Origin of the sequence: Serratia sp. NFX21 (assembly GCF_048517035.1) — a bacterium.
GTDB lineage: Bacteria > Pseudomonadota > Gammaproteobacteria > Enterobacterales > Enterobacteriaceae > Serratia > Serratia quinivorans.
The window spans coordinates 1,571,133-1,589,329 of record NZ_CP183196.1; the positions used below are offsets into that span (position 1 = coordinate 1,571,133).

Annotated in this window: 15 protein-coding genes; 8 read left to right on the forward strand and 7 right to left on the reverse strand. The window is 53.1% G+C overall.

The genetic code is table 11. The features are described 5' to 3' along the window. Window positions 1–192 precede the first annotated feature (192 nt). The 7 genes from cyoE to ACNT1W_RS07410 form a co-directional block, all read right to left on the reverse strand. Complete coding sequence (gene cyoE / locus ACNT1W_RS07380) at window positions 193–1,083, reverse strand: heme o synthase (RefSeq protein ID WP_012005526.1); 891 nt, start codon at window positions 1,081–1,083, stop codon at window positions 193–195. A gap of 17 nt (window positions 1,084–1,100) precedes the next feature. Continuing rightward, window positions 1,101–1,439 (reverse strand): cytochrome o ubiquinol oxidase subunit IV, encoded by a 339-nt coding sequence (locus tag ACNT1W_RS07385; RefSeq protein WP_012005527.1) that lies wholly within the window; start codon window positions 1,437–1,439, stop codon window positions 1,101–1,103. Further along, a complete protein-coding gene (locus ACNT1W_RS07390; RefSeq protein ID WP_012005528.1) occupies window positions 1,436–2,053 on the reverse strand; it encodes a cytochrome o ubiquinol oxidase subunit III in 618 nt (205 codons plus the stop codon). Before ACNT1W_RS07390 ends, ACNT1W_RS07385 begins: the two co-directional genes overlap by 4 nt. After that, the gene (gene cyoB, locus ACNT1W_RS07395; protein WP_012005529.1) at window positions 2,043–4,034 is read right to left on the reverse strand and encodes a cytochrome o ubiquinol oxidase subunit I; all 1,992 of its coding nucleotides are present in this window, start codon (window positions 4,032–4,034) and stop codon (window positions 2,043–2,045) included. Before cyoB ends, ACNT1W_RS07390 begins: the two co-directional genes overlap by 11 nt. 3 nt (window positions 4,035–4,037) lie before the next feature. Then, window positions 4,038–4,988, reverse strand: coding sequence for a cytochrome o ubiquinol oxidase subunit II (cyoA, locus tag ACNT1W_RS07400; RefSeq protein ID WP_026142235.1), 951 nt, complete (start codon window positions 4,986–4,988; stop codon window positions 4,038–4,040). Between the two features lie 440 nt (window positions 4,989–5,428). Next, entirely contained in the window at window positions 5,429–6,907 is a 1,479-nt protein-coding gene (gene ampG, locus ACNT1W_RS07405; RefSeq protein WP_012005531.1) for a muropeptide MFS transporter AmpG, read from the reverse strand. Between the two features lie 53 nt (window positions 6,908–6,960). After that, entirely contained in the window at window positions 6,961–7,539 is a 579-nt protein-coding gene (locus ACNT1W_RS07410; RefSeq protein WP_012005532.1) for a lipoprotein, read from the reverse strand. Between the two features lie 361 nt (window positions 7,540–7,900). Between ACNT1W_RS07410 and bolA the strand changes: the two genes are divergently transcribed. The 8 genes from bolA (at window position 7,901) to ACNT1W_RS07450 (ending at window position 18,140) form a co-directional block, all read left to right on the forward strand. Continuing rightward, on the forward strand, window positions 7,901–8,215 hold the full coding sequence (gene bolA / locus ACNT1W_RS07415; protein WP_012005533.1) for a transcriptional regulator BolA: 315 nt from the start codon (window positions 7,901–7,903) through the stop codon (window positions 8,213–8,215). Window positions 8,216–8,581: 366 nt separating this feature from the next. Then, complete coding sequence (tig, locus tag ACNT1W_RS07420; RefSeq protein WP_012005534.1) at window positions 8,582–9,886, forward strand: trigger factor; 1,305 nt, start codon at window positions 8,582–8,584, stop codon at window positions 9,884–9,886. 562 nt (window positions 9,887–10,448) lie between these two features. Then, complete coding sequence (gene clpP / locus ACNT1W_RS07425; protein WP_012005535.1) at window positions 10,449–11,072, forward strand: ATP-dependent Clp endopeptidase proteolytic subunit ClpP; 624 nt, start codon at window positions 10,449–10,451, stop codon at window positions 11,070–11,072. 162 nt (window positions 11,073–11,234) lie between these two features. Beyond that, window positions 11,235–12,506 (forward strand): ATP-dependent protease ATP-binding subunit ClpX, encoded by a 1,272-nt coding sequence (clpX, locus tag ACNT1W_RS07430; RefSeq protein ID WP_012005536.1) that lies wholly within the window; start codon window positions 11,235–11,237, stop codon window positions 12,504–12,506. Between the two features lie 195 nt (window positions 12,507–12,701). After that, the gene (gene lon, locus ACNT1W_RS07435) at window positions 12,702–15,056 is read left to right on the forward strand and encodes an endopeptidase La (protein ID WP_012005537.1); all 2,355 of its coding nucleotides are present in this window, start codon (window positions 12,702–12,704) and stop codon (window positions 15,054–15,056) included. A 216-nt stretch (window positions 15,057–15,272) separates the two neighbouring features. Beyond that, window positions 15,273–15,545 (forward strand): nucleoid-associated protein HU-beta, encoded by a 273-nt coding sequence (gene hupB, locus ACNT1W_RS07440; RefSeq protein WP_017891836.1) that lies wholly within the window; start codon window positions 15,273–15,275, stop codon window positions 15,543–15,545. Between the two features lie 182 nt (window positions 15,546–15,727). Continuing rightward, window positions 15,728–17,611 (forward strand): peptidylprolyl isomerase, encoded by a 1,884-nt coding sequence (ppiD, locus tag ACNT1W_RS07445; RefSeq protein WP_419246588.1) that lies wholly within the window; start codon window positions 15,728–15,730, stop codon window positions 17,609–17,611. A gap of 139 nt (window positions 17,612–17,750) precedes the next feature. Further along, on the forward strand, window positions 17,751–18,140 hold the full coding sequence (locus ACNT1W_RS07450; protein ID WP_419246589.1) for a ComEA family DNA-binding protein: 390 nt from the start codon (window positions 17,751–17,753) through the stop codon (window positions 18,138–18,140). The last annotated feature ends 57 nt before the right edge of the window (window positions 18,141–18,197 follow it).

The window sequence follows — 18,197 nt, forward strand, 5'->3', positions numbered from 1 at the left end:
CATTAAAAGCCATTCCGTCAGGCTATCGGTGATAACGCCTGAGGGGATAGCTTCTGTGAAAGAAGCGTCATTTTAGTGTGAAGGGCAGGGGGGGTAAATCTAATGTTGTTTAACAGATATTACAGTTCGCCGGCATTTTGGCGAGACAAATAAAATGGGCCGCTAAAGCGGCCCATTCACAGACGATTTGGCTTACCAGACGTACGTCATCAACGCTTCCGGCGCGGCTGTCGCGCTGAAGTCGATAGACATCATTACGCTCAGCGAAGTGATGGCAACAATCGAGAACACAAACAGCTTGCGTGCCCAAACGCTGTCATTTTCGGTTTTGTAACCACGCAGTGCCATGCCCAGCCACCATACGCTCACCGCCGCAGCGACAATCAGGTATTTGTAGCCGGCGTAGCCGCCCAGGGTCAACATCAGGGTGGCAATCATAAACGCCACAATGTAGACCGTGATGTGGTTCTTCGCCACCGAAATGCCTTTCACTACCGGCAGGACCGGAATGTTGGCTGCCTGGTAATCTTTAAAGCGGAAGATGGCAATCGCATAGGAATGCGGCATCTGCCACAGGCTAAAGATAGCCAGCAGGATCAACGCGCCGGCATCGAACTCGTTGGTGACTGCGCAATAACCGATAACCGGTGGCGCAGCGCCCGACAGGCTGCCGATCAGCGTGCCATAGACCGAGTGGCGTTTCATGTACAGGCTATAAACACCGACATAAACCACAAAGCCCATCACCGCCAGCCACATGGCCAGCGGGTTGGCACCGATATACAGCAACGCAAAGCCCGCAATACCCAGAGCGGTAGCATAAACCAGGCTTACACTCGGCGCGATCAGGCCCTTAACCAGCACCCGATTCTTCGTTCTCTCCATTTTCTTGTCGATGTCGCGGTCAATGTAGTTGTTAAATACACAGCCCGAAGCGACAACCAACGAGACCCCCACCAGGGTGGCGAGAAACAGGGGATAGTCGATGCTCCCTTTAGAGGCGAGCAGGAATCCCCCGACGACAGAAATTAAATTGCCGAAAATAATTCCTGGTTTAGTTACTTGCAGGTATTGCTTAATCATCACGTCCAGCTCTGCTCTTAATCGACCATCATATTGATGTTGAGGTTGTACATAATCCAGAGTGAACCCACAACAACGATACCGATGATCATAGCGGTGAACAGCAATGCCACCAGGTTCCAGCGCTCTTCCGATGAGGTATTCATGTGCAGGAAGTAAATCAGGTGAACAACAACCTGAATCACCGCCATGCCGACTACAACCGCCAGGATAGTTGAATGAGAGGCGGTGCCGCTCATCACCATCGCAAATGGAATCACCGTCAGGATGATCGACAGAATAAAGCCGATCAGATAGGTCTTGACGCTACCGTGGCTTGCGCCGCCGTGAGAAGTTTCATGGGATGAATGACTCATGACATAACCCCCAGCAGGTAAACAACGGTGAATACGCAGATCCAAACCACGTCCAGGAAGTGCCAGAACAGGCTCAGGCACATCAGACGGGTTTTATTGGTTGAAGTCAGGCCGCGCTTGCTGACCTGAATCATCATGATAACGATCCAAACCAGACCGGTAGTCACGTGCAGACCGTGGGTAGCAACCAGTGCGAAGAAGCCGGACAGGAACGCGCTGCGATCCGGACCATAGCCTTCAACGATCAGGTGATGGAATTCATAGATTTCCATCGCTACGAAGCCCAGACCAAACAGGAAGGTCAGGAACAGCCAGGTATTAACGCTGCCAACCTTGCCTTTGTTCATGCCGATCATCGCCATACCGTAGGTGATGGAGCTGAACAACAGCAGGAAGGTTTCAACCAGAACAAACTTCAGATCGAAGATGTCTTTGCCAGAGGGACCGCCAGCGGTCCCGTTCACCAGTACTGCATAAGTCGCGAACAAGCTCGCAAACAAAATACAGTCGCTCATCAGGTAGATCCAGAATCCGAAGACTTTGGTCTCACCTGCGTCGTGGTGCCCATGCTCTGCATGGGCTGCGTCATGGTTAGTCAGAGTATCAGTTGACATGTTTCACGCCTGCTTTGCTGATTTGTTCATAGTGTTGGTTTTCAATGCGCTCGATTTCATCAACCTGCACATAGTAATCAACATCTTCATCGAAGCTCTTGGCAATCCAGGTCACGATCATACCTACGAAGGCAGCGATCGCCATCCACCAGATGTCCCAGATCATCGCGAAACCAAATACCAGGCTGAAGCCAGCAATAATCACACCGGCACCGGTATTTTTCGGCATATGAATCGGTTCGTATTTCGCCGGTTTCTTATAAGCGTTGCCTTTTTCTTTCATGTCCCAGAATTCATCACGGTCATGAATCTGCGGCACTACGGCAAAGTTATAGAACGGCGGTGGAGACGAAGTAGACCACTCCAGCGTACGAGCGCCCCATGGGTCACCGGTCAGATCACGGTTCTGCTCACGGTCGCGCACACTGACGTAAATCTGAATCAGTTGGCACAGGATACCGCAGGCAATCAGAGCCGCGCCACCAGCCGCGACCAGCAGCAGTGGGTGGAACTCTGGGTTGATGTTCTGGCTGATACGACGAGTCATACCCATAAAGCCCAGAGCATACAGTGGCATAAAGGCCACGAAGAAACCGATGATCCAGAACCAGAACGCACGGATACCCCAGGTCTCGTTCAGCGTGAAGCCGAAGGATTTAGGGAACCAGTAGGTCAGGCCGGCGAAGCAACCAAACACCACACCACCGATAATCACGTTATGGAAGTGGGCAATCAGGAACAGACTGTTGTGCAGCACGAAGTTCGCGCCCGGTACTGCCAGCAGAACGCCGGTCATCCCACCCACGGAGAAGGTGATTATGAAGCCGATGGTCCACAGCATTGCGGAGTTGAGCTGAATGCGGCCCTGGTACATGGTGAACAGCCAGTTGAAGATTTTCACCCCGGTAGGGATGGAAATGATCATGGTGGCGATACCGAAGAAGGCGTTAACGTTCGCGCCGGACCCCATGGTAAAGAAGTGGTGCAGCCATACGATGAACGACAGAACGGTAATCGCGATGGTTGCCCATACCAGTGAGGTATAGCCGAACAGGCGTTTTCTTGAGAAGGTCGCGGTGACTTCAGAGAACACACCAAACACTGGCAGAACCAGGATATACACCTCTGGGTGACCCCAGGCCCAAATCAGGTTGATGTACATCATCATGTTGCCGCCCATATCATTGGTAAAGAAATGGAAGCCCAGGTAGCGATCCAGGGTCAGCAACGCGATGGTAACAGTCAGAATTGGGAAAGAAACGATGATCAGGACGTTAGTACACAGCGCCGCCCAGGTGAACACCGGCATCTTCATCAGAGGCATGCCAGGAGCACGCATCTTCATGATGGTGGCGAAGAAGTTCACACCGGTCAACAGGGTACCCAGACCGGAAATCTGCAGACTCCAGATCCAGTAATCGACCCCGACGCCAGGACTGTATTCCTTACCCGACAGCGGCGGATACGCCAGCCAACCGGTCTGCGCAAACTCACCCACCCCCAGAGAGATGTTGATCAGGACGACACCCACCACGAAGAACCAGAAGCTCAGGGAGTTCAGGAACGGGAAGGCAACGTCGCGCGCACCGATTTGCAAGGGTACAACCACGTTCATCAGGCCGACCACGAAAGGCATCGCCATGAAGAAGATCATGATTACGCCGTGGGCGGTAAAGATCTGGTCGTAGTGGTGCGGCGGCAGGAATCCGGCCTCGCCGGCGGACGCAAGCGCCTGCTGGCTACGCATCATGATGGCATCGGCAAAACCACGCAGCAACATAACCATTGCCACGATGATGTACATGATACCAATTTTCTTATGGTCGACCGAAGTCAGCCAATCGCTCCATAGCCATTTCCACTTGCCGAAATAGGTTATCAGAGCCAGCAGAGCCAGACCCCCGATAACAATTGCAGCAACGGTGACCATGATGATCGGTTCGTGGTACGGAACCGCATCAATCGTTAATTTTCCCAACATCAGTTATTCCTCGGCTCCGGCGTGAGCTGCATGTTCACCCATGTCCATACCCTGGCTCATGTCCATACCTTCGTGCGTGGTAGCGCCCTTGTGCATGTTCATGTCGCCCATAAATTTGCCAATAGTTTCTTTGAACAAATTCGGTTTGACACTGGAGAAGTACTCAACCGGGTTATTTTCACTCGGCTCTGCCAGTTTGTTAAAGTCGCTGGTGGCGTTAAGGTTAGTCGGCGATGCTTTCACCTTGGCAACCCACTGATCGAAGTCGCCTTCGGTTGGGGTGACAATGGCGGTGAACTTCATGCCGGAGAACCCGCGACCGCTGAAGCTGCTGGAAATACCGTCGTATTTGCCTGCTTCATTGCCGATCAGGTGCAGTTTGGTCTGCATCCCGGCCATCGCATAAATCTGCCCACCTAACTGAGGGATAAAGAACGAGTTCATTACCGAGTTAGAGGTGATTTTGAATTCAACTGGAACGTCTTTCGGGAAAGCCAGTTCATTAACCGTTGCGATGCCTTGTTCCGGGTAGATAAACAGCCATTTCCAGTCGAGCGACACCACTTCGATAGTCATCGGCTTCTTGTCAGTGACAATCGGCTTGAACGGATCAAGTTCGTGGGTAGTCTTCCAGGTTATGGTGCCAAGGATGGCGATGATAATGATAGGAATGGTCCAGACGACCGCTTCGATTTTGTTGGAATGTGACCAGTTCGGACTGTATTTGGCATCTTTGTTGGAAGCACGGTACTTCCAGGCAAAGGCGAACGCCATAAAGATAACTGGTATCACCACGATCAGCATTAATGCGATAGCAGTGATAATCAGTGTCCGTTGCTCAACACCAATTGCTCCTTTGGGATTCATCAATACCATATTGCAACCACTGAGCATTACAGTGGAGGCAATTAATGACAACATCCCAATACTTTTATTGTATTTCTTAAGTCTCATCTAACGACCTCAATTACAAAGGCTCTATTGTCGTTTCATGTGTGCGGGCATTTTACGGGAAGGTTGCAGTACTGTAAACATGCTTAAGGGAGTGTCAGCGCCTTGTTGACACTTTCTGTTAAGGGGGTCACAGATGTCACGTTGCGTGACAATTTACTAATGGCAACAAAGCGTTGGCACGCTGAATCGTGCCGGGCAATTCGTATGTTAAGGAAAACTAAAGGTATGATGAATCCAGCAGGTAAAAACGCTTTTTGGAAATACGAATGAAAGGTTTATTTAATGTAAAAGAATTGTGTCTTAAAGGTGAATTTAATTTTATTTCCCGAGCGCCACACTCGGATAAAAAAATAATTTGGACGGGAATTATATTTTTTAACTAAATAAATACATCACACTGATGCATTTTTGCCGACCGGTGTTACCACCGGCCGACGATATCAGGCCAGCCGGGTACGCCGCAACGCCAGATAGTCCAACAGGCTGCCCATGACAATGCCCACCAGGCTGAGCGCTGCACCCATCTGCAGTAACCGATCGGCCAGGTTTGGCAAGGCGCTCCAGTCGAGTGCGTTGGTGATAAGCAGAATCAGCCACAGGCCCAGCAATGAGCAACCCAGGGTCAGCATACGCAACGCCCAGCGGTAAAACTGCCGGAATTCGGTGCGCGGCATGAAGTTATCCGTGCGCTGGGTATATTCCAGCGTCTGTCGACACAGGCGCAGCAGCAACAGACCGGGCAGGGCCGCGGCTATCGAGAATAAATAGAACAGCGGCCAGCCGTGCGCTTCGACAAACCAGCCGGCAATCGGGCCAACATAGACGCGGCCGACGGCGGATAACGCCGACAGCAGGGCAAACTGGGTGGCGGAAAATGATTTGTTGCACAGCGTCATCAGCAGCGCAACGAAGGCGGCGGTGCCCATGCCGCCGCACAGGTTTTCCAGGAAGATAGCGCTGCCCATCGTCATGATGTTTTTATCGGTAACGGCCAGTATCCAGTAACCGAGATTAGAGACCGCCTGCAGGATGCCGAACAGCATCAGGGCGCGGAACAGGCTGAGACGTTGCATCAGCACGCCGCCAAACAGCGCCCCGACGATAGTGGCGAACAGGCCGAGAGTTTTGTTCACCAGCCCCACTTCCCCGGCATCGAACCCAACGCCGCGGATCAGGAAGGTGGTGCTCAGGCTGCCGGCAAAGGCATCGCCCATTTTGTACATCACAATCAGCAGTAAAATCAGCCAGGCATTGTTACGCGCGAAGAAATCACGCAACGGGGCGACTACCGCCTGTTCCATGGTACGCGGTGCCGGAATGCTGTCGTCCGGTTCCGGTGCCAGCAAAGTAGCGGCGATGCCGATCAGCATCAGTCCGGCCATCAGCCAGTAGGTTGACTGCCAACCGAAGTAACGATCCGCCAGCCACAACGCCAGCCCGCCGGACACCAGCATCGCCAGGCGGTAGCCCAGAACCGAAACGGCGGCACCGGTGCCGCGTTCTTCAGCGCTCAGCAGATCGGTTTTATAGGCATCGAAAACAATATCCTGCGACGCAGAACAGAACGCCACCAATACCGCCAATGCTGCCAGCCACCACAGATGCTGTGCCGGTTGCATAAAGCCCATCGCCACAATCGATACTACCAGCAGCACCTGGCTGATCAGTAGCCAGCCGCGTCGGCGACCGAGGAATGGCGGGGTATAGCGGTCCATAAAGGGCGACCACAGGAATTTGAACACATAGGCCTGACCGACCAGCGAAAAAATGCCGATGGTTTTCAGATCGATGCCTTCGACGGTCATCCAGGCTTGCAGCGTGCCGGAGGTCAGCGCCAGTGGCAGACCCGAGGCAAAGCCCAGCAGCAGCAGGATCGCGGAGTTACGCTGGGTGAAGAGGTTCAGATAGTGTTTCGACATGAGTTCCCTGTCTGCACCGCCCGACTGTCCGGGCGGTGCAAGGCGTTCGCGGATTAACGCGCGTTTTGCTTGATAAAGTCGTTGACGCTGGTGTCCTGCGCCATATCGGCAATAACGTCACCCAACACGCTATTGACCGCGTTAGTAATTTTATCGTTGGTTGCCGTGAAGGCGCCCTGGACGTTATAAGTTGAGCGGTAGTTTTTCACCTGCTTATTGCCGTTTTTCGCCTGAGCGATGATCGAGATATCGGCCTTGGTGGTGATGTTGTAGCGCAGGTTGCCTTCGGAGACGTCTGCGTACAGGTTATTCACCACGATTTGCAGATCAACGGCGCCGTCGGCACCGATCATATAGCCGCGTGCGCCCATTTGTTTCTCTAACACTTCCTGCAGCAAGAAGCGCAGGTCGCGTGATGGCGTCAGCGTTACGAGCTGGCCGTCGCGGTTAACTTTGGCCAGGGCCTGATCTTTGCGCTGATCCGCGCCGTTAATGCTGATGGTGACGCCTTGCAGAGTCGGGTCCTGCTGCGGCAATACGATCTTTGGAGTCACGTTCAGGGTGTTGCTGCTGGTAGCACAGCCGGCCAGCAGCAGTGCGGCCAACAGTGGAAGGCAAAGTTTCTTTAACATAGTTACTGTCTCATTCTCGATGGATTTTAAGCTGCCCAATCCCAATATAGAGAGGCTGGCTTGAGCAAGCTTTCTGTAATAATCAGAGCGGGATAGCCAACAACAAATTGTCGACATCATAGCATCGCCGCCGGCCGGAGGAAGCGCAGAACGCACCGGAGTGACAAATTTTTACCTGCCGTTGATAAAAACATGCTTTTTTGACCGTCTCAATCAGAAAAACCTCAAGCGGCGGCGGATGTTGGCCGTTTTTTGTCCGCAAAGAAGAGAAATTTACCTGCGCAATGGTCTAAAAGGGGAGAAAGAGGCTAATATTGAAATAGATGGGGACGGTCCTCTGCCGGTGTAGTAAGGAGATCCTATGATTCGCGAGCAAATAGAAGCAAAGTTAAGGGCGGCATTTGAGCCCGCGTATCTGGAAGTCGTTGATGAAAGCTATCGTCATAACGTTCCGGCGGGTTCAGAAAGTCATTTCAAGGTGGTGTTGGTCAGCGATCGCTTCGTTGGCGAACGTTTCCTGACGCGGCATCGCTCGATTTACGGCGTCCTGTCGGAAGAGTTATCCGATGGTGTACATGCGCTGGCGTTGCACACTTATACCCTGAAAGAGTGGGAAGGGCTGCAGGATACCGTGCCGGCTTCCCCCCCTTGTCGTGGTGCCGGAACCTTGGCCTGACGGCTAAATTTGCGGTATCAGTGGAACTTTGACCACGATTTGGGGTATTACTACAGACGAATTTTGGAACGGCCTGCGGGCCGTTTCTGTTTTTGACGACGACACAGCCGATGCGCAATGCAGCCAAGGCCGGGTCGGCTTCGGCGGCCTTTTGGCGATCAAATCGGCAAAAGTGTGAGTTTTAGCGCGCCGCCGCTGCCTTGCTTTCCTCGACTCGCTCCGCTTGCGCCGCTATAATGTCGCGTCTTATTTTTCCGGAATGGTTTCGGGACACTTCTGTCATCAGGAAACTCGGTTCTGTAATGTAGCCGTCCTGGTTCTTCGAACGGAGTTGACCGAGCACTGTGATTTTTTTGAGGTAACAAGATGCAAGTTTCAGTAGAAACCACTCAAGGCCTTGGGCGCCGTCTCTCTATTACTGTACCCGCTGATACAATCAAGCAGGCTATTAAAAAAGAGCTGATCAACGCTGCAAAAAGCGTTCGTATCGATGGCTTCCGTAAAGGCCATGTACCGATGAACATCGTTGAGCAACGTTATGGCGCTTCCGTTCGTCAAGACGTACTGGGCGATGCGATGCAACGCAGCTTCGTTGATGCGATCATCAAAGAAAAGATCAATCCGGCTGGCGCGCCAAACTACGTGCCGGGCGAGTACAAAGAAGGTGAAGACTTCACTTTCGCCGTTGAGTTCGAAGTGTATCCAGAAGTTGAGCTGAAAGGCCTGGACGGCATCGAAGTTGAGAAGCCGGTGGTTGAAGTTAACGACGCTGACGTTGACACCATGCTGGACACCCTGCGCAAGCAGCAGGCGACCTGGAAAGAAACCGATCGCGCAGCTCAGGCTGAAGACCGTGTGACCGTTGACTTCTCTGGTTCTATCGACGGTGAAGAGTTTGAAGGCGGCAAAGCCTCTGACTTCGTACTGGCTATGGGCCAGGGCCGCATGATCCCAGGCTTCGAAGAAGGTCTGGTCGGTCATAAAGCCGGTGAAGAGTTCACCATCGACGTTAACTTCCCAGAAGATTACCACGCTGAAAATCTGAAGGGCAAAGCGGCTAAGTTCGCTATCGTTCTGAAGAAAGTGGAAGAGCGTGAGCTGCCAGAGCTGACTGAAGAATTCATCAAACGTTTCGGCGTGGCTGATGGTTCTACCGAAGGCCTGCGTGCTGAAGTGCGTAAAAACATGGAGCGCGAGCTGAAAGGTGCAGTGCGTAACCGCATCAAGACTCAGGCAATCGACGGCCTGGTCAGCGCTAACGAAATCGACGTTCCTGCTGCGCTGATCGACGGCGAAGTTGACGTTCTGCGCCGTCAGGCTGCACAGCGTTTCGGCGGCAACGAGAAGCAAGCGCTGGAACTGCCACGCGAACTGTTCGAAGAGCAGGCCAAGCGTCGCGTAGTTGTCGGTCTGCTGCTGGGCGAAGTGATCAGCACCAACGATCTGAAAGCTGACGAAGATCGCGTTAAAACGCTGATCGAAGAAATGGCTTCCGCTTACGAAGATCCAAGTGAAGTTGTTGAATTCTACAGCAAAAACAAAGAGCTGATGAACAACATGCGCAACGTTGCTCTGGAAGAACAAGCGGTTGAAGCCCTGCTGGCAAAAGCGAAAGTGACTGAGAAAGCCACTACCTTCAGCGAGCTGATGAACCAGACTCAACAGGCGTAATGTCTGTACGCCAGAGCGCAACTTGTTGCGCTCTCAGGGCCGGCTTGCCGGCTCTGGCGTTAAAAAAGCCCGTAACCTTCGGTTGCGGGCTTTTCTTTTTGCCACGTTGCTGATTAATCTCAGGTTAAGCGTGACAATATGCACTATATTTACACTGTTGCTCTTGGCACAGTCTGGCATGATGGTTATCACCTGCTGTCAGGGTGTGCAGGATAACCGCTAAAAATACTCTGCCGGGCTTGAAATTCTGTCTGTGGCCCCAATCTGTAAAAAGTATATGTATACCCTATAGCTTTCAAGTTACAGCTAGGCGCCCAGCTCGCTCATCCCCAGGCGCTTACTCGAGTAAGTAACTGGGGTGAGCGAGTGCAGGTAACAACGCTGTGACTTGAAAGATGACGGGTATAGGCTGTTTGCCAGAGTGCGCGGGATAAAAAAAACCGTCGGGTACGTGTGGCGTGGGTCGAATGCTTGAGCATAGTCATCATGACCGTTCTCAAGTAGAATCGGTGTAATAGGGTGTAACCCTGGCCGCCAAGGCAATTTCTATTAGGAGACGGTAATGTCATACAGTGGCGAACGAGATCAATTTGCACCTAACATGGCCCTGGTGCCGATGGTGGTAGAGCAGACTTCACGCGGGGAGCGTTCTTACGACATCTATTCCCGCCTGCTGAAAGAGCGCATTATTTTCCTGACCGGCCAGGTCGAAGATCACATGGCCAACCTGATTGTGGCGCAGATGCTGTTCCTCGAAGCAGAAAGCCCGGAAAAAGACATTTTCCTCTACATCAACTCCCCGGGTGGCGTGATCACCGCAGGCATGTCAATCTATGACACCATGAAGTTCATCAAGCCGGACGTCAGCACCATTTGTATGGGCCAGGCGTGCTCGATGGGTTCCTTCCTGCTGACTGCGGGTGCCAAGGGCAAACGTTTCTGTCTGCCGAATTCACGTGTGATGATCCACCAGCCGCTGGGCGGCTATCAGGGCCAGGCGACGGATATCGAAATCCATGCGCGTGAAATCCTGAAGGTGAAGGCGCGTATGAATGAGCTGATGGCAGAACACACCGGCCAGACACTGGAGCAGATCGAACGCGATACCGAGCGCGATCGCTTTATGACCGCGGAAGAAGCGGTAGAATACGGTCTGGTTGACGGCATTCTGACGCACCGCAAGTAACACCACGCGGCTGGCGAGGTAATTGTGCGAGCCGATAGACTATAGTAATCAGAGCGGGCGTGGCTCGCTCTGGTGAGCATTATCGGCATTCCTGGTATGAATTCGGGGCGCACGGCCGCCGTGATTTTCCTGCGGGACAAAGACTAAAGAAGAGGTTTACTGATGACAGATAAGCGCAAAGACGGTTCAGGAAAGCTGCTGTACTGCTCTTTCTGCGGCAAAAGCCAGCATGAAGTGCGTAAGCTGATTGCCGGTCCGTCAGTGTATATCTGCGATGAATGTGTTGACCTGTGTAACGACATTATTCGCGAAGAGATTAAAGAAGTTTCACCGCATCGTGAGCGCAGCGCGCTGCCGACGCCGCATGAGATCCGCCACCACCTGGATGACTACGTCATCGGTCAGGAACCGGCGAAGAAAGTGCTGGCGGTAGCGGTGTATAACCACTACAAACGCCTGCGCAACGGCGATACCAGCAACGGTATCGAGTTGGGCAAAAGCAACATTCTGCTGATTGGTCCTACCGGTAGCGGTAAAACCTTGCTGGCGGAAACGCTGGCACGCTTCCTGGATGTGCCTTTCACCATGGCCGATGCCACCACGCTGACCGAAGCCGGTTATGTGGGTGAGGACGTGGAGAATATTATCCAGAAGCTGCTGCAGAAATGTGACTACGACGTGCAGAAAGCCCAGCGCGGCATCGTCTATATCGATGAAATCGATAAGATTTCTCGTAAGTCAGACAACCCGTCCATTACCCGTGACGTTTCGGGTGAGGGCGTGCAGCAGGCGCTGTTGAAGCTGATCGAAGGCACTATTGCTGCCGTTCCTCCTCAGGGGGGCCGCAAGCATCCGCAGCAGGAATTCCTGCAGGTTGATACCTCGAAAATCCTGTTTATCTGTGGCGGCGCATTTGCCGGCCTGGATAAAGTGATCGGTCAGCGCGTTAATACCGGTTCCGGTATTGGTTTTGGCGCCACCGTGAAGGGTGAGTCTGAGAAAGCGACCGAAGGCGAACTGCTGCTGCAGGCTGAACCGGAAGATCTGATCAAGTTTGGCCTGATCCCTGAGTTCATCGGCCGTCTGCCGGTCGTGGCCACGCTGAGTGAGTTGAGCGAAGATGCGCTGATCCAGATCCTGAAAGAGCCGAAAAATGCCCTGACCAAACAGTATCAGGCATTGTTCAATCTGGAAGGTGTGGAGCTGGAATTCCGTGAAGAAGCACTGAACGCCATCGCCAGAAAGGCGATGAAACGCAAAACCGGTGCACGTGGCCTGCGTTCTATCGTGGAAGGCGCGCTGCTGGACACCATGTATGACCTGCCTTCAATGGACAGCGTCGACAAAGTGGTGATCGACGAGTCGGTTATCGCCGGCCAGTCCAAACCGTTGCTGATTTACGGCAAACCGGAAGCACAGGCTTCAGGCGAATAATTCGCCAGTCAAACCAGAAAGTTAATGTCAAAATGGGGGATTTTATCCCCCATTTTTATTTCCTGCGTTCTTGCCGTTGAATGTAAGAGATTCATCCCCATATACTCATTAACCAGATTTTATGAAACGTTTGATGCTTGCGTCTCATGAGATTCCCCCTCAACCTGGCGGAAGTTAAACTTAAGAGAGAGCTCTATGAACCCTGAGCGTTCCGAACGCATTGAAATCCCCGTGTTGCCGTTGCGCGACGTGGTGGTTTATCCGCACATGGTGATCCCGTTATTTGTTGGCCGGGAAAAATCGATTCGGTGCCTCGAAGCAGCAATGGATCACGATAAAAAGATCATGCTGGTGGCACAGAAAGAGGCCTCAACGGATGAACCTGGCATTAATGATTTGTTCTCAGTCGGCACGGTAGCGTCGATCCTGCAAATGCTGAAATTGCCTGATGGCACGGTAAAAGTGCTGGTCGAAGGCCTGCAGCGGGCGCGTATTACTACGCTTTCCGACAGCGGCGAGCATTTTGCTGCCCAGGCAGAATATCTTGAGTCACCCGCGATTGACGAGCGTGAACAAGAAGTGCTGGTACGCACTGCAATCAATCAGTTTGAAGGCTACATCAAACTGAACAAGAAAATTCCACCGGAGGTGCTGACGTCATTGAACAGCATCGACGATGCTGCGCGCCTGGCGGATACCATCGCCGCGCACATGCCGCTGAAGCTCAGCGACAAGCAGTCGGTACTGGAGATGTTCGACATCACCGAACGTCTTGAATACCTGATGGCGATGATGGAATCGGAAATCGACCTGCTTCAGGTTGAGAAACGCATCCGCAATCGCGTCAAAAAACAGATGGAAAAAAGTCAGCGCGAGTACTATCTGAATGAGCAGATGAAGGCGATTCAGAAAGAACTGGGCGAGATGGACGATGCGCCGGACGAGCATGAAGCGCTGAAGCGCAAGATCGAAGCGGCGAAAATGCCGAAAGACGCGCGTGAAAAAACCGAAGCGGAACTGCAAAAGCTGAAAATGATGTCGCCAATGTCTGCGGAAGCAACCGTAGTGCGCGGCTACATCGATTGGATGCTGCAGGTGCCGTGGAATGCACGCAGCAAGGTTAAAAAAGACCTGCTCAAGGCGCAGGAAGTGCTCGATATCGATCACTACGGCCTGGAGCGCGTCAAAGACCGTATTCTTGAGTATCTCGCAGTACAGAGCCGCGTAAGCAAAATCAAAGGGCCGATCCTGTGTCTGGTAGGGCCTCCTGGCGTGGGTAAAACCTCGTTGGGCCAGTCGATCGCTAAAGCGACCGGCCGCCAGTATGTGCGTATGGCGTTGGGTGGCGTGCGTGACGAAGCGGAAATCCGTGGTCACCGCCGTACCTATATCGGTTCAATGCCGGGCAAACTGATCCAGAAAATGGCCAAGGTTGGGGTGAAAAACCCGCTGTTCCTGCTCGATGAGATCGACAAGATGTCTTCCGACATGCGTGGCGATCCGGCCTCTGCACTGCTTGAGGTGTTGGATCCGGAACAGAACGTGGCGTTTAACGATCACTATCTGGAAGTGGATTACGATCTGTCCGACGTGATGTTCGTGGCGACCTCGAACTCGATGAACATTCCTGCGCCGTTGCTGGATCGTATGGAAGTGATCCGTCTGTCTGGCTATACCGAGGACGAGAAGCTCAATATTGCCAAGCAGCACCTGTTGCCGAAGCAGCTTGAGCGTAACGCCCTGAAAAAAGGTGAACTGACGGTCGACGACAGCGCCATTACCGGTATTATCCGCTTCTACACTCGTGAAGCCGGGGTGCGTAGCCTGGAGCGCGAAATCTCCAAGCTGTGCCGTAAGGCGGTGAAAACGCTGCTGATGGACAAGAAGCTCAAGCATATCGAGATCAATGGCGACAACCTGAAGGATTACCTGGGCGTACAACGTGTCGACTACGGCCGTGCGGATACCGAAAACCGCGTGGGTGAAGTTACCGGCTTGGCGTGGACGGAAGTGGGTGGCGATCTGCTGACCATTGAAACCGCCTGCGTACCGGGCAAAGGTAAGCTGACCTACACCGGTTCGCTCGGTGAAGTGATGCAGGAATCTATCCAGGCTGCACTGACCGTGGTGCGTGCGCGCGCGGATAAATTGGGAATTAACCCTGATTTTTACGAGAAGCGTGACATCCACGTGCACGTGCCGGAAGGCGCTACACCTAAGGATGGCCCAAGCGCCGGTATTGCGATGTGCACCGCGCTGGTTTCCTGCCTGACGGGCAACCCGGTTCGTGCCGATGTGGCGATGACCGGTGAGATCACGTTGCGTGGTCAGGTTCTGCCGATTGGTGGCCTGAAAGAGAAACTGCTGGCGGCGCATCGCGGCGGTATCAAAACCGTGCTGATCCCGTATGAAAACAAGCGCGATCTGGAAGAGATCCCGGCCAATGTTATTGCCGATCTGGTTATTCATCCGGTGCAGCGAATTGATGAAGTTTTGGACCTTGCGTTGCTCAATCCGGCCTTCGGTGCACTGCCGGTAGCGGCAAAATAGTGATGTATCGCAAAAACCATTGATAAAACTTATGCTGGCAAGTCATTTCGGACTTGCCAGTCTTTTTTTGTACCGCTAAGTTAGACAGCTGTCGGCCCGCGTTTTGTCACGCTTACGGTGGCTTGCCAAGGCACGATGGGATTGATATAACAGCTGCGCTGTCGCAACCGTAGGGATTTTTCGGTGCGACTATTGAATTCTAGAGGGGATGATAGAGTGAATAAGTCACAACTGATCGACAAAATTGCCGCAGGTGCTGATATTTCCAAAGCGGCAGCTGGACGTGCTTTAGATGCAGTGATTGCATCTGTTACTGACTCCTTGAAGGAAGGGGATGACGTGGCCCTGGTGGGTTTCGGTTCCTTCACCGTGCGTGAACGTTCGGCCCGTACCGGTCGTAACCCGCAAACCGGTAAAGAGATCAAAATCGCGGCAGCCAAAGTTCCGGCCTTCCGTGCAGGGAAAGCGCTGAAAGACGCAGTAAACTGATTGTTTGCGTCTAACCGTTTAGCGTTACAGGGCTTTGTAATAAACAATCACCTGACGCAACGGTGCTGGTAAGGTAAGATATAAGGCGCATCAGATTGATGCGCTTTTTTTATTTTTGTCGCAGGGAACGCGCCTGCACAAGGGTGTTTTTAATCCACATCACAGCGGAGTGTTGTCACACTATGATGGACAATTTACGCGCGGCAGCTAATCACGTCGTGCTCAAAATCATCCTGGGCTTGATCATTTTGTCATTTCTTTTGACTGGGGTGGTCAGCTATCAGGGGAGTGCCGGTGATTATGCAGCGAAGGTCAATGGCCAGGTGATCGAGCGTGCTCAGCTGGAACAGGCTTTCCAAAGCGAACGCAGCCGCATGCAGCAACAGTTGGGTGACCAGTTCTCCGCACTGGCGGGCAACGAAGGCTATATGCAGCAGATGCGCCATCAGGCACTGTCGCAGCTGATCGACAACATGCTGCTGGACCAATATGCCAAGAAATTAGGCCTGAGCGTCAGTGACGATCAGGTGAAAGAAGCTATCCGTAAAGCACCTTACTTCCAGACAAACGGCCAGTTCGATAACGCCAAATATCTCGATCTGATTAGCCGCATGGGTTACACCGCCGATAACTTTGCACAATCAATGCGTCAGCAGTTGGTTAACCAGCAGGTGATCCAGGCCTTTGGCGGTTCGGGCTTTATTCTGCCTGCCGAAGCTCAGGACATGACGGCGCTGGTGCTGCAACAGCGCGATGTGCGCTTGGCTACGCTGGATCTGAAAGCGTTGCAGGCCAAGCAGACCGTGACCGACGACGAGCTGAAAGACTACTACAGCCAGAACAAGAACAGCTTTATTGCGCCAGAACAGGTCAAAGTAAGCTACATCCCAATGGACGCCGCTGCTATGCAAGACAAGGTGACGGTAGCCGACGCGGATATCAGCGCCTATTACGACCAGCACAAAAGCAGTTACGGCCAGCCTGAACGCAAGAACTACAGCGTGATCCAGTTGAAAACCGAGGCGGAAGCCAATGCGGTACTGGATGAACTGAAGAAAGGCGGCGATTTTGCCACCCTGGCGAAAGACAAATCCACCGACATCATTTCACGCCGTACCGGCGGTGAACTGGGCTGGCTGGAGCCGGACACCACTGCAGACGAACTCAAGCAGGCTAACCTGACCGAAAAAGGCCAGCTTTCCGGCGTCGTGAAGTCTTCAGTAGGCTATCTGGTGATCCGTCTCAACGACATCGAACCGGAAAAAGTTAAGCCGTTGAGCGAAGTGCGTGACGCTATCGCCAAGCAGGTTAAGCAGGAAAAAGCGGTAGACGCTTATTACGCACTGCAACAGAAGGTAAGTGAAGCGGCTACCAGCGATAACGAGTCTCTGGCATCGGCCGAAGAGGCCGCCGGCGTGAAGGCGGTGCAGACCGACTGGTTTACCCGCGACAACATCCCGGCAGCGCTGAACTTCAAACCGGTCATTCAGTCGATTTTCGACGGTTCCCTGATTGGTGAAGGCGGCTCTCCGGGCAGCAACTCCGACGTGATCACCGTTGATGGCGACCGTGCCTTCGTGATCCGCGTGTCTGGCCACAAGCCAGAGGGCATTGAACCGTTCGACCAGGTGAAAGATCGCGTGGCAGAACTGGTCAAGCGCAACAAAGCGGAACAGGAAGCCAAACTGCAGGGCGAGAAGCTGCTGGTTGAGCTGAAGCAGGGTAAGGGCGACGAGGCGATGAAAGCCGCTGGCCTGAGCTTTGGCAGCGTACAGAAGATGGCGCGCGCGCCGGAAGACAGCCAACTGGTGCAGAGCGTGTTCGCGCTGCCGCATCCGCAAGAAGGCAAGCCGGTTTATGGCATGTCGCAGGACCGTCAGGACAACGTGGTACTGATTGCACTGGATGCCGTGAAGCCAGGCACCTTGCCGGCTGAAGAAATGAAAACCTTCGTCAGCAAGATGGAAGAAGGTGCGACTGGCGTGTCCTTTGACTCTCTGCTGGCCAGCCTGCGCAAAGAAGCCAAGATCACCATGGGTGCCGCTGAGCAGCAGCAGCCTCAGTAAAGCGCCGCAGTTTTCTGCAACGCAATGCAATCCTCAAAGGCCGCTTTCGCGGCCTTTTCCATATCTGAAATCCGCCAATTGCTGAAGTTTCTTCGCTGCGGCAAGGTGAGCTTGCTGTTACACACAAGGAGGATACAGCATGCAACCTACAGTAATAAAAGCGGTAAATGAGAGTGGTTTTAACTTCAAAGCCTTGCTGACCGTAGCACTGCTCTGCCTGACCGGGCCATCTTTGGCCGCGGAAGAAAAAGCGCTTACCGGGCAACCGGTGCTATCCGTGACGGCGGCTAACGCCGGGCAGGGTGCAGAGGCCGTGGCGACTGCCAATGATGAAGCATCGGTCAGTATCAATCAGGCCGATGCCGAACAACTGGCCAGCATACTCAAGGGAGTTGGATTGAAAAAAGCGGAGAGCATTGTGCGCTACCGCGAGCAGAATGGTCCCTTTACGCAGATTGAGCAGCTTCAGGAAGTACCGGGCATTGGGCCTGCACTGTTTGAAAGGAATCGCGCGCGGCTCAAAATGTGATTTCGATCACGGCTGTGTGGCAAAGTGATAATGCAGCCCTTTTTCCTCTGCTACATT